We start from the raw sequence: 12,033 nt of genomic DNA on the forward strand, positions 1-12,033 counted from the left end.
ATTTATTACCCCAACCCTAATTCCCGTTTGAGCAAGTTAATCGAGTTACTACCGATAAAATTGTCACCACACATCAGCTTGGGTGGACGATTAATGTCTTGATGAACGACTTGTATAGCTGCTTGCACCGCAGCAAAACTGGGTTTATCGGTGCAAAAAATCACCTGTGCCCGCTTCACCATCGCCTGAAGTTTGTAGGCATCTTTTGGTTGCGAAGTCATCACGAGTATTTCATCACCTCGTAAACCGTGGATGATAACTTCTGCAGCTCGAAGCCAGCCAGGACTGAGGCTGACGATCGCAAGACAGCTGTCTTTTGGTAGATTTTTAAATTGGTTGTACTCTTTGGCATAGTCTTGTATGTCAAGGGGAATGACGCGCACAGCTTTCGGCGCTGCGATCGCTTCCACTTCCCCAATAAAATACCGATGTGTGACTACTGTAGCTGAGGAAGTTTGATTTAGCACAGCAGCTAATTCTTCCATAGCTACCAACTGTACTGGTATTTTGAGGGATTCTTCCAATTCATGCACCATCAATTCTCCAGCACCGATGTCTTGAGTCGGAGCTGTTACCAGCACCCTCGCGCTACAACGCAAACGCCAATCAATTTCAGCTAAGAATATCTCACGCGATTGATTAAGCGAGCAGCCTTGGGAGAGCAGTTCGTCAACTGCTTGCTGGACAACTTTGTATGCTTGAGGATATTGTTTGAGAATTGGCGATTGTAGCTTACCACCACCCTCATGACCTTGAGCGCGAACGTAGATTCCTGAGCCAGCAAGACTTTCTACAAATCCTTCCTCCTCTAATTGACGATAAACCTTGCTGATAGTATTGCGGTGCAACCCAGTCTGCATTGCCAATGCCCGCGTACTGGGCAGTTTGTAAGCCGGAGGATACTGTCCAGAGGCGATCGCAAATTGGATTTGATTAAACAGCTGGGTTGATGCGGGGATTTCACTGTCTGGCTGAATACGAAACTGAATCATTACCGAATCTCCTGCGTGATAATGGCTCTTATTGACCAGCTGTGACTGCTAAGCTTAAAAAGAACTCAGTTGTCAGAACGCAGAACTCAGAATACATCACGGCAAGCGCTCTAAGGAGGAAACCTCCAAGACGAGCCACTGCTGCAGGAGGGTTTCCCTCCGTAGGCATGTGGCGTCCGCGTTGCCTCCCCATAAATAAATCGCGCTGCGCCGCGTAAGCCTTGTGTGGCGTTCTGGGATTTAAATAAGGACGCTTTGTTTTTAAGCCCTGCAGGCACGCCAAAGGCGAACGAACGACGTGCCTTAAAACAATTCTTTTTCTTTTTTCAATAAATGAATAATGGTGCTAGCAACATGATTCCTTATTCCTATTCTGACTACTGAGTTCTGAGTTCTGAGTTCTTTCTTCCGTCAAATATTTTACTCATATATTGAATTTCTCTATTGAAAAATTCTGGTGCGATTGTTACTTGTAGTTGATAATTTGATTGGACATTAGCTTGAGCGATCAACATATCTATATAGTCACAGAGAACTGGTAAAAACTATTATGGCAGAGCTAGCAATACATACCACAACAGTTAATCTTTCGCAAGATCATTTGCAAATACAGGCATATCTGGCACAGCCTTCTGAAGAAGGTTCTTACGCAGGAGTTGTAGTTTTACAAGAGATTTTTGGAGTCAACTCCCACATTCGCGATGTAACAGAACGTATCGCCAAAGAAGGTTATCTGGCAATTGCACCCGCACTTTTCCAAAGAGTTGCCCCTGGATTTGAAACTGGCTACACTGCAGAAGATATAGAAGTGGGTAGACAATACGCACAGCACACAAAAGCTTCAGAACTATTAAGCGACATTCAAAAAGCCATTGACTATCTGAAAACTTTACCGAATGTAAAGCAAAACGGCTTTGGTTGCATCGGCTTTTGTTTTGGTGGTCATGTTGCTTATCTTGCTTCTACTTTACCAGAAATCAAAGCCACCGCTTCCTTCTACGGTGCTGGTATCACGACTCGCACACCAGGAGGTGGGAATCCCACTATCACGCTTACCCCAGATGTTAAAGGCACGCTTTACACCTTTTTTGGCATAGAAGATGCTAGTATCCCACAGGAACAGGTAGACCAAATTGAGGCAGAGTTAGAAAAATACAACATTCCTCATCGTCTCTTTCGCTACGATGGAGCTGACCACGGATTTTTCTGCGACCAACGTCCCAGTTATAATTCTATAGCCGCAGCCGATGCTTGGGAGCAGGTAAAACAACTGTTTAAACAACTATAACTATTCAATTGATTTACGTCCGCTTTGCTTTAAGCTAGTCCCTAGTCATGAGTCATAACCAATGACTAAGGACAGTTTTTATAAGCAATCATAGTCACTCGAATAGTGTTGTTTGGTGTTGAATCAAACTTCAGTGGCGTTAGCTAGAATAGCAATTTATCTTTAAGAGTCATGGATTCCGAAGCCAAGTTTTCTCAAAAAGCCGATTCGTCATTTACAATGGACGACTTTGCCAAAGCACTCGAAACACACGATTATCAGTTTCAAAAGGGACAAGTGGTGCATGGCAGAGTATTCCAACTTGATTCAGATGGGGCATATGTCGATATTGGTGGCAAATCGTCAGCGTTTATTCCCCGCGATGAGGCTTCTTTGAGAGCAGTAACCAATTTATCGGAGGTGCTGCCACTAAATGAGAGTTTAGAATTCTTAATCATCAGAGATCAGGATGCAGAAGGTCAAGTCACCCTTTCGCGACGGCAATTAGAAATCAAGCAGATTTGGGAACGACTGGCGCAAATGCAAGAGAATTCCCAAACGATACAAGTGCGGGTAATAAATTTAAATAAGGGTGGAGTGACTGTTGATGTGCAGGGTTTACGAGGATTTATTCCGCGATCGCACTTGGTTGAGCGAGATAATTTAGAAGCACTCAAAGGTCAATCTCTCACTACTGGCTTTTTAGAAGTTAACCGTACTAACAACAAGCTTATTCTTTCCCAGCGCATCGCAACCCAATCTGCTAGCTTCAGTATGTTAGAAATTGGTCAGCTAGTGTCCGGAAAAGTAACTGGTATCAAACCCTTTGGCGTGTTTGTAGATTTAGATGGCACAAGCGCTTTGCTGCATATTAAGCAGGTGAGCCAGAAATTTATTGACAATTTGGAAAAAGTGTTTCAGCTCAGTCAACCAATAAAAGCTGTCATTATAGATTTAGATCAAGGCAAAGGTCGGGTTGCTCTTTCCACTAGAGTTCTGGAAAATTTCCCTGGTGAGATGCTAGAAAATATGGACGAGGTGATGGCATCAGCCCAGGCGCGTGCAGAACGAGCAAGGAACAAGGTTTCAGAATAGGTATTTGTTAGTCTTTGAAGATTTAAGGCGGTGCGATTCGCTCTTTGGGGCGATGGCTTCGCCGGTTCTACGTCCGAGGCACGAAGTGCCTCCCCTGAACTCCGTTCAGGGAGCCAATCTCCGATTGGCTGGGCGTATACGGACAGATAGCTCCTAGATTGGGAACTCAGCATGTAGTCTTTCATAGTAGCTAACAGATAGTTGCCTTGGTGACGACGTATCGGGGTGTGCCTCTACGCTGCTACCTGGATTAAACAGAGCTGCTTTCAGGTATGCGGGTAAATAAAATCTCTTTCACAGTCGGTTCTAGGGGAACCGTCAGGCTACTAATATTGCCTTTGGTATCAGTTAAGAAAGACATTAGTTTTGGTTCATCAAACAACTCATATTCAACAAAAATGTCATAGTGATAGTGTTCTAATTTATAAATATTTGAATTATGAGTTGCTATTAAACGATTATCATTAATTTTAACTGATAAGATTCCGTATGCTGGATGCTCAAAATTACCTGTGTAATCTTCTAGAGGATGAGAAGGCTGGGTTGGAGTTTTACGATCTGAAGCGATTTGCTCCCTAGCTTTTGCAGTAGCTTCTTTGGCTTGAGCATATTTTTCCTTCATTCGTTCATTCCAAGGAGCTTCGTCTAGACCGAGCAAGCGATGCGGAAGCCGCCGCTACGCGAACACATACATAATAAGTCACAGTATGTATGACTGGATTGTCATCCATATTAGTCAGAACCACTATACCAATATTGTCTTGAGGCAGCAAAGTTGTCCGCGCAGAAAATCCATCAATATTACCGCTATGCTGAATTAAATTATGACCTCTGTAAGAGGTAATCGCCCATCCCAAACCATAAAAATAATAAAAAAGTTCATTATATTCCAGCGTTTGAGTGATCACGATTTGTGGAGAGTGCATCTGTTGCAGATGACTTTGTGAGATAATTTCTTTCTCGCCATACTTACCCTGATTAAGATGGAGTAAAAGCCACTTAGCCATATCAACAACATTGGAATTTATCGAACCTGCTGGACTAATAACATCAACATTACAAAAGGGGATTTTCTCAACTTTGTCGTCTTTTTCTGCATAAGGAAGTGCAAAATCAGCAGCTTTTTGGGATTTTTCTACAGAGAAATTACTGTCTCTCATTTCCAAAGGATTAAAAATTTCCTGTTGCACAAATTCTTCCCAGCTACTCCCTGCAATTTCACCAACCAAGTAGCCAGCACTCATGTACATCAAATTTTGATACTGAAAAACAGTACGCAATTCGTGAGTAGGTTCGAGATATTGTAAGCGCTCGATTATTTCTTGACGCGTGAAGGGACTTTGAGACCACATAGCATCATGACGGGGTAAGCCAGACCGGTGAGTCACGAGGTCACGTGGTGTGATATGTTCAGTTGCATAAGAGTCATAAAGTTTAAAAGTGGGCAGATAATTTCTGACAGGTTTATCCCAATCTAAGAGACCTCTTTCTACCAAGATACTCATCGCCATTGTGGTAAAGGGTTTTGTACAAGAACCAATTGCGAAGAGAGTTTGTGGTGTAACAATTAAATTTTGTTCTACGTCTCGTTTTCCAAAGCCTTCAGAAAAAATGATTTGGCTATCTTTAACGATGGCGATAGCCAGCCCAGGTACTTTCCACTCTTGCATCGTCTTGTTGATAAATTCACTCAGACCTTGCATGGTGACTGTTCACACCTCCCAATAAAAAAGCATCTTCAATTCAGTCAAACGACTTTTAAGTTTAAGTTATTTAACGAGTTGCGGTACAATCCTGAAAAATATAATCCTCCTGTTCTGGTAATGGAGCGATCTGCTGAAAGCAGCAGCGCTAGCCCCGATAGGCGTAGCCGTGCCGCAGGCATAGGGGGCGCTACGCAAACGCTATCGCCCAAGGGGAAGTTTTCGCGAGTCGTCGCCACTTCCCCTTTCCGTAGTCACTATTGCACAAGGCAGGTTCTAACAGAACTTGCCAGTATTCATTGGCAAAAAGTTCTACTACATCCGTTGTTAGACTGCTTCCCCATCACCAATATCGCGTTTCGGTGGACGCTTGTAGGTGAATGTGAAAGTATCACCACTAGCAATCACTTGCCGCATTTCATCATACATCGGATAATGACCGACACCACTCAGACTTGCCCAACCCCGCGCCCTAGTTAATGCGACAAACAATTGGTTGCGACAGTTGACATCACTTTCATTGCGAGCGACATTATCAAAGCCAACCACATAGACCATATCAGCTTCATGTCCTTTAGCGCGATTGATGCGGGACACTGTAACGCCACCTTCATGCCAAAATTTATCTGGGTCGTTGTTGGGCCATTGGGGAACTAAATCATTTAAAGTCAAAGCAGTGGGGATATAGACATCAATTTTTTGGTCCATTAAGAAACCCGCAACTTCAGTTTCTAACTCTATTGCTTCGGAAGTAGAACCTAAAATGACGACTAAGATATCACGGCTGGGATTAAGACTATCATGAACAATATTATGCATAATGTTCTGGGCCAGAACTGTCATTTCTTCTTGGCGAGAACCGTAAGTTTGATATTCTAATATAGGGTTGCCCCAAAGTTCAGCAATAGGGTTGGGTGAATATTGAGACGGTCGATGTACAGTTATCGGCTTACCAATACGCCGGAAGTCTCCCTTAACTTCGTAACCAATTTTGTTCCAATCATCTTTATTAGTGATACCTGCAAGCATCCCCTCTGGACGTAGCAAACCCATACCAATTGCATGCGCCGCTGTGAGAATTGTTCCAGGAGTGCGGTAACAGCGGCGCATCACTTCAGAACGTTTAATACCACCATGATATTGGGGTTGCTTACTCAAAAGATTGCTCAAATTTTCGCCAAATACCTCTTTGGCTTTTGGTACTACGATACTATCGAGACTTTGTGCTTCATCGTAAGCCCAAATTAAGCGGCGTTCCTCTGGTTTTTCCTGACTGACAGGTTGTAAAGCTTGATAAGCCAACCAATAAATTGCTTGTTTATCTTCATATTTCAAATCATCTTCGGCTACTAAATCTTGACCTTCATCAATCAAGATGGCATCGAAAATCGGCTCAATTTTTATCTCTTCTTGTAGCCGTTTACATAAGTCTGCTAAACCCCGGTTAGGTTGTCTTTGTTTTGTGTCTACAACCGTTCCGCGTCTTTTGCCGTGGTAGTCGCAGATGATACTGTACAAACCTGGATGTTCTTTTGCTCCCCACGCATGAAGCACTCGCAGCTTGAGATTAGTTTTCGGATCATACTGTAACTCACCACCACTGAAACGGCGTATCCACTGATCCAGCAACCCAATCATCAAATCGTAGAGCGATCGCGTGAAAAACACCAAGGCAATATCCCAGTCTGGATGCTTGAGGTGCATCATCGCCGCTTTTTGGCATAGCAGCACAGTTTTGCCTGAACCTGCAATACCGCGAATCCGCTGAGGACCTGGAGGAATTTCTTTTCCTATGTGTTCTTGCTGTAAATCTATTTCGTATAGTCTTTGACGCAAACAGTCCATAATACTGGCGCGGGTTTTGCCTGTGGTCGAAACTGTCGCACGAGGAGGTTTACGAAACACGGGTGTCCCACTCATAACTGACAGTAGCAATTCCCAGTCTTTATCTTCCAGGTTTTCCCCTGGAACTACATGATCAGTTTGTTGAATGCGTTCGGTAAAACCAACTTTACCTAGCTGATCTTGGAAAATTAGAGGAGGACAGTTGGGTAATTGGTCAAAGCCTTTTTGTTGCCATTGTTCTTGGGTAATCAGAGGTAATGCAGCGATCGCTCGTCCGGTAACCCTACGCCAGATAGCAGGTTCACGGTCTGTGTATGCAATTAATGCTCGCAGTTGATGTTCGGCTCTTTGATCAGGGTTAGCTTCTGCAGTGTGATAGTTTTGCAACTGCCAAATGCCATCATGAATAGTAACAATTTGGTCAATTACAACTGGCAGTACTTCAATGACCACTAAACCAAATTCTCTATCAGCAATCAGAATATCAGGTTCCTTACGAATTTCTCCGACCTTCGAGAAAATTGGATAGCGCCAGTAGCCAATGCAGTTTCTATCAGAAAAAGCACTCTTTACAGCATCCCAAACTTTCTGCTCACCTGCTTCAGTGGTAACTTTTAATGGTTCAGTCGTGATAAATTTGCTACTTTGTTCCTCATGCCCAACAATCATGTAGTCCCTACCTGTACTAGTTCAATTTCTTATACAAGAAAAGTATTTTGAGTAATGCTGTCAGGCTAGCACTGGCAATCTGATACTTGCCATTGCGAATACACGGAACTACGTAGCTGGTTGAGTTCAGCAGATATGCGGTGTTAGTTTAAATTATTGTAATAATTTTTTCATCAAGTGCTCAGCAGTGAGGTTGCAGATAAAGCATTTCGTAATGGAGTCATGACTTGGGCGTTGATTAATACGATATGGCAACTGGCGTGCCAGGGGCATTAAGTATGCTTTTTAATGTATTACCAGACGTGATCGGTGAAGTTTCTGGACTTGATAGGCTCACTGAACAACAGCGAGCAAGCTATAAAACCTTATTTGATAAAGCTTACTGAGGTAATAAATCAATGAGATGCACTTGTTAGCACATTAACTATAGCTCTTCCTAAGTGATAAGCAAAATTTACAGGAACTGCATTACCAATCTGTTTATATTTGGAGCGTACACCACCGATAAATTCCCAATCATCGGGAAAAGTTTGAATTCGGGCATACTCCCTTACTGTAAAAGGTCTAGTTTCTTCCGGATGACAGCGTTCCGTTTGTTTTTGTGAGGGAGAAGTAGTCAGAGTTAGACTTGGCTCATCCCAAGAAATTCTACGTGCCATACCAGTACGCCCACCTGTAAGATAGTAGCTTTTCATCATGTAGCTTTTTTGAATATCTTCAGGTAAATCTCGCCAGCAGCCGCCTGGTGGAACTAATTCTAAAACTTTAGCTCTCTTAGGGCTATATTTCATTCCTTCAGAAGGTGGAACATCTTTCAAGGCATCTCTCAAAGTCAGAATTTTAGAAGAAGGACTAGGGTACTGAAAGCGAATATCTGGACGAGTTCCGACAATGATGACTCTTTCTCGCTTTTGAGGAACATCATAGTTAACTGCATTTAGTAAACGATACTGGACGTTATAACCAAGAGATTCCAGAACAGATAGAACTGTATCGAGCGTTTTTCCTTTCTGATGACTTATTAAACCTCTAACATTTTCAGCCAGAAATAGTTTAGGCTGTACCTCTTTAACACAACGGGCAAATTCATAAAATAAGGTTCCACGGGTATCCTCAAACCCTAAACCTTTACCTGCCAAGCTGAAAGGTTGGCAAGGAAAACCTCCAGTTACAACGTCTGCACTCATTCCTGCATAAGAAACTTTAGACACATCAGCCTGAATGACATTCCATTTTGGACGGTTATGCTGAAGTGTTGCTGCTGCGTCTTTGTCAATTTCAATTAGTGCTTTGGCTACCAGTCCTGCCTTTTCTAAACCAAGTGCTAAACCACCAGCCCCAGCAAATAACTCAATGACGGTTTTTGTGGTTGTGATAGGTTCAAGAACCATTCGTGACAGGAAGCTATAAAGTTTTAAGGGAAACAACTTAAATCTCGCCTAAATATTATTACAGCTGATCAAATGCCTAATTTGTGCTGTTACGCTGAATCAAGTCATCACAAATCTTTCAACGGAGAAGGGGAGATTCGAACTCCCGGAACCTTTCGGTTCATCCGATTTCAAGTCGGACGCAATCGACCACTCTGCCACCTCTCCAGTAAAGCTGTCAGCTTTTAGCTGTCAGCGGTCAGCCAAAAACAAAGCCAACCAGATATGAATTATATCTCATTCTCTATGCATTTTGCACTACCAGAGTGGGTTTTTGATAAAGAATTTCCTCATATACAATGCTGAAATCCTTTCCAACCCAGACGAGGGAGACTTGGGAGACCACACCATCTTCCAGCAGGACAATGGAAAAGTTACGCTGCTTATGGCTACCATGTTCTACAATCCTGGGTACACTTGCGGCGTTCAAGTAAACTATCCCCTCTGGACTTCTAAAAATGCGCTTTCGCGGCTCTTTCTTTGTATGTCGCAGGCTGTGGTGCATATGACCAAATGTGACCAGGGGAATAATTTTACCAGTTGTGATAGTTTGAGATATCGCCTCTGCTAAATCTGGATCGCCAAAGTCACCCCCTATGGGGTGCCAATCTTTGCCGCAGGGGTCTTCTGGGCGATCGCCCAACCCTGTAGGACCGTTGTGACCTATAAAAATTATTGTTTGGTAAGCTGCACTTTTAACTGCTGACACGATTCGCGTTGTGGACTCTTCAAAACTAGTCACACCATACCACTGTTGGTAGAAATCACTATATTTCCACTCTGGTCCACCCCAACTAAACGGACGACCTCCAACAACCGTTAAATTTAGATCTGGAAAATCTAGCTTACCGTAACCGATTTGGCTTTCACCCAATAAATCTAGTTGCTGCTGTACCCAGTCTTCCTTGGTGCGGTCGTAAGGACACTTCTTGCGTCCCCATTCTGTGGCAGTGTACCAGGCATCGTGGTTCCCCATGACTGCTGCTTTGGGAATGTCAAGGCATGCGATCGCTCTTACCACTTCCACCGACTCATTGCCAAAATCTCCAACAAACAGTACTAAGTCAATACCCAGATGCTTGAGTGCAATACCGTCTTCTTCTTCCCATTGGTCGTGAACATCTCCTACTACAGCAATTTTCAAATTTTTTGAGTTTGTTTTCTGACTGGTCATGCCACTTTCCTTGCCATCTGTTTCCAGCATAGGAAAATTAGAGGATTTTGACCAAGACAGAACGCACCAACTCACAAAAATAAAAGAAGTTTAGATATCACCGATTGCTGCATGAGTTCTGTGCGTAAGGCACAAACCATGCGAAAAAAATATCCAACCTTGTTTCCAGCCCTATGGGCTGGAAACAGCCTAAACTCGTTAATTAGTCGTAGTCTCGTTGTTGTTCAGCGATAGCCGTGGCGTCAGCCATAGGCATTCTTGTTGGATATTTTTTTTGTTGGATCTCCCTAGTAAGTGCGATGTAGGAAGGTACAAGCTTTCAGCAAATCTTTGATGCATGTGGTCAACATCCTGAGTCGCGGGTTACCAATTGCTCATAACAAGTGCCCAAGCTGAGTTGATGCGTTCTGAATTATTCTTCACACAATTTAACAGAGGAGCATCACCCCTCAAACATTTTTGGTAAAAACTACTATAATTAAATCCACCAGACAAAACTTGTAACATTCAGCAACGTTTAACTGTGTTTACGACTGCACTTGCTCAACGAGAAAAAACCGAACAGGGTGATCTACCACTAGACTTATTTGCAGCAATTGAGGCTCTTAAACAAGAACTCAATGCGGTTATCCTGGCACATTACTATCAAGAACCGGACATTCAAGATATTGCAGATTTTATTGGAGATTCGTTACAGCTTGCCAAAGCTGCAGCTGATACAAATGCAGATGTCATTGTCTTTGCTGGTGTCCATTTCATGGCAGAAACTGCAAAGATTCTTAATCCGGACAAGATGGTTCTTTTACCAGATTTAAATGCTGGTTGTTCTTTAGCCGATAGTTGTCCAACAGAGGCGTTTGCAGCTTTTAAAGCAGCACACCCAAACCATTTGGTGGTTTCTTACATCAACTGCTCTGCTGATATTAAGGCAATGAGTGATATAATCTGCACCAGTTCCAACGCCGTCAAAATTGTGCAGCAGATTCCTATAGATCAGCCAATTATTTTTGCCCCAGACCGGAATTTAGGACGGTATGTTATCGAAAAAACTGGGCGAGATTTAGTCCTGTGGGAAGGGAGTTGCGTTGTCCATGAAACTTTTTCTGAGAAAAAAATTGTGCAGTTAAAAATTGCACACCCAGAAGCAGAGGCGATCGCTCATCCAGAATGTGAAACTAGTGTCTTGCGCCATGCAAATTTCATCGGCTCTACAGCTGCTTTACTAAAATATTGTGAACAAAGCCCTTCCCAAGAATTTATCGTTGCTACAGAACCTGGAATCATTCACCAAATGCAAAAACAAGCGCCTTACAAGCACTTTATACCCGCACCACCATTGAATAACTGCGCGTGTAACGAGTGTCCTTTTATGCGGTTAAATACCTTAGAAAAACTCTACAGTGCGATGAAAAATCGCTCTCCCGAAATCACGTTGCCAGAGAATATTCGCATGGCAGCATTGCGACCAATTCAACGAATGCTAGAGATGAGTGTATAAAACTCTTATGAAAATAACTACTGAGGAGCTAGTAGAGACGGTTGGTGTCAGTTTGAAGGAAACTTTTCCGCTCAACTGCGCGTTTACTCAGTGAGTTACTGGATTCTTCAGTTTTGTGGATAGAGGTTTGGATGTCAAAGTAAAACGAACAAAAGGGTGTTGCGATATAGCGCAACACCCTTTTGTTGTTAGTTGAAATCAAATCCTGGCATCGAGCTATTGTCGCAGACAGCTACCCACCTACTATCGTCGCCGCTGCAGCGTTTCACACCTGAGTTCGGGATAGAATCAGAGTGGTTCCACCGCGCCATTGACACCAGGAAAACCTTGGGGGAAATTCAAAATTCAAATCTAGTTGAT

Annotated in this window: 11 protein-coding genes, 1 tRNA gene and 1 rRNA gene; 4 read left to right on the top strand and 9 right to left on the bottom strand. The window is 43.1% G+C overall.

Features of this window, described 5'->3' with window-relative positions; genetic code table 11:
* Nucleotides 1-5: 5 nt before the first annotated feature.
* Entirely contained in the window at nt 6-992 is a 987-nt protein-coding gene (locus AC5590_RS17225; RefSeq protein WP_169264759.1) for a GntR family transcriptional regulator, read from the bottom strand.
* Between the two features lie 550 nt (nt 993-1,542).
* Between AC5590_RS17225 and AC5590_RS17230 the strand changes: the two genes are divergently transcribed.
* Nucleotides 1,543-2,280: a dienelactone hydrolase family protein gene (locus tag AC5590_RS17230; protein WP_169264760.1), complete on the top strand. Its 738-nt coding sequence runs from the start codon at nt 1,543-1,545 to the stop codon at nt 2,278-2,280.
* 171 nt (nt 2,281-2,451) lie between these two features.
* Nucleotides 2,452-3,354, top strand: a complete 903-nt coding sequence (locus AC5590_RS17235) for a S1 RNA-binding domain-containing protein (RefSeq protein WP_169264761.1) — start codon at nt 2,452-2,454, stop codon at nt 3,352-3,354.
* A gap of 250 nt (nt 3,355-3,604) precedes the next feature.
* On the opposite strand, the gene AC5590_RS17240 is transcribed toward AC5590_RS17235, so the two are convergent.
* From AC5590_RS17240 to AC5590_RS17255, 4 genes are all read right to left on the bottom strand, one after another.
* Nucleotides 3,605-3,976: a DUF3471 domain-containing protein gene (locus tag AC5590_RS17240; protein WP_211178406.1), complete on the bottom strand. Its 372-nt coding sequence runs from the start codon at nt 3,974-3,976 to the stop codon at nt 3,605-3,607.
* 4 nt (nt 3,977-3,980) lie between these two features.
* Nucleotides 3,981-5,057: a serine hydrolase domain-containing protein gene (locus AC5590_RS17245; RefSeq protein WP_211178407.1), complete on the bottom strand. Its 1,077-nt coding sequence runs from the start codon at nt 5,055-5,057 to the stop codon at nt 3,981-3,983.
* A gap of 44 nt (nt 5,058-5,101) precedes the next feature.
* Complete coding sequence (locus tag AC5590_RS17250; protein ID WP_169264762.1) at nt 5,102-5,296, bottom strand: hypothetical protein; 195 nt, start codon at nt 5,294-5,296, stop codon at nt 5,102-5,104.
* Nucleotides 5,297-5,384: 88 nt separating this feature from the next.
* A complete protein-coding gene (locus AC5590_RS17255; RefSeq protein WP_169264763.1) occupies nt 5,385-7,571 on the bottom strand; it encodes a DEAD/DEAH box helicase in 2,187 nt (728 codons plus the stop codon).
* A gap of 248 nt (nt 7,572-7,819) precedes the next feature.
* Between AC5590_RS17255 and AC5590_RS17260 the strand changes: the two genes are divergently transcribed.
* Nucleotides 7,820-7,957 (top strand): hypothetical protein, encoded by a 138-nt coding sequence (locus tag AC5590_RS17260; protein WP_211178408.1) that lies wholly within the window; start codon nt 7,820-7,822, stop codon nt 7,955-7,957.
* Nucleotides 7,958-7,966: 9 nt separating this feature from the next.
* On the opposite strand, the gene AC5590_RS17265 is transcribed toward AC5590_RS17260, so the two are convergent.
* The 3 genes from AC5590_RS17265 to AC5590_RS17275 form a co-directional block, all read right to left on the bottom strand.
* Nucleotides 7,967-8,962, bottom strand: a complete 996-nt coding sequence (locus AC5590_RS17265) for a DNA cytosine methyltransferase (RefSeq protein ID WP_169264764.1) — start codon at nt 8,960-8,962, stop codon at nt 7,967-7,969.
* A gap of 122 nt (nt 8,963-9,084) precedes the next feature.
* Nucleotides 9,085-9,169: transfer RNA gene (locus AC5590_RS17270), tRNA-Ser, on the bottom strand.
* A gap of 76 nt (nt 9,170-9,245) precedes the next feature.
* On the bottom strand, nt 9,246-10,205 hold the full coding sequence (locus tag AC5590_RS17275; RefSeq protein ID WP_246162937.1) for a TIGR04168 family protein: 960 nt from the start codon (nt 10,203-10,205) through the stop codon (nt 9,246-9,248).
* Nucleotides 10,206-10,698: 493 nt separating this feature from the next.
* Between AC5590_RS17275 and nadA the strand changes: the two genes are divergently transcribed.
* On the top strand, nt 10,699-11,673 hold the full coding sequence (nadA, locus tag AC5590_RS17280; RefSeq protein WP_169264765.1) for a quinolinate synthase NadA: 975 nt from the start codon (nt 10,699-10,701) through the stop codon (nt 11,671-11,673).
* Between the two features lie 203 nt (nt 11,674-11,876).
* Here the strand turns inward: nadA and rrf are convergent.
* Nucleotides 11,877-11,994, bottom strand: a 5S ribosomal RNA gene (gene rrf / locus AC5590_RS17285).
* Nucleotides 11,995-12,033 lie beyond the last annotated feature (39 nt).

Origin of the sequence: Brasilonema octagenarum UFV-OR1 (genome assembly GCF_963888615.1) — a bacterium.
Classification (GTDB): Bacteria; Cyanobacteriota; Cyanobacteriia; order Cyanobacteriales; family Nostocaceae; genus Brasilonema; species Brasilonema sennae.

What these genes read in the sequence shown, in the direction of transcription:
- AC5590_RS17225 (WP_169264759.1), bottom strand. Translation starts at nt 992, where the DNA reads ATGATTCAGTTTCGTATTCAGCCAGACAGTGAAATCCCCGCATCAACC.
- AC5590_RS17230 (WP_169264760.1), top strand. Translation starts at nt 1,543, where the DNA reads ATGGCAGAGCTAGCAATACATACCACAACAGTTAATCTTTCGCAAGAT.
- AC5590_RS17235 (WP_169264761.1), top strand. Translation starts at nt 2,452, where the DNA reads ATGGATTCCGAAGCCAAGTTTTCTCAAAAAGCCGATTCGTCATTTACA.
- AC5590_RS17240 (WP_211178406.1), bottom strand. Translation starts at nt 3,976, where the DNA reads ATGAAGGAAAAATATGCTCAAGCCAAAGAAGCTACTGCAAAAGCTAGG.
- AC5590_RS17245 (WP_211178407.1), bottom strand. Translation starts at nt 5,057, where the DNA reads ATGCAAGGTCTGAGTGAATTTATCAACAAGACGATGCAAGAGTGGAAA.
- AC5590_RS17255 (WP_169264763.1), bottom strand. Translation starts at nt 7,571, where the DNA reads ATGATTGTTGGGCATGAGGAACAAAGTAGCAAATTTATCACGACTGAA.
- AC5590_RS17260 (WP_211178408.1), top strand. Translation starts at nt 7,820, where the DNA reads ATGGCAACTGGCGTGCCAGGGGCATTAAGTATGCTTTTTAATGTATTA.
- AC5590_RS17265 (WP_169264764.1), bottom strand. Translation starts at nt 8,962, where the DNA reads ATGGTTCTTGAACCTATCACAACCACAAAAACCGTCATTGAGTTATTT.
- AC5590_RS17275 (WP_246162937.1), bottom strand. Translation starts at nt 10,205, where the DNA reads ATGCTGGAAACAGATGGCAAGGAAAGTGGCATGACCAGTCAGAAAACA.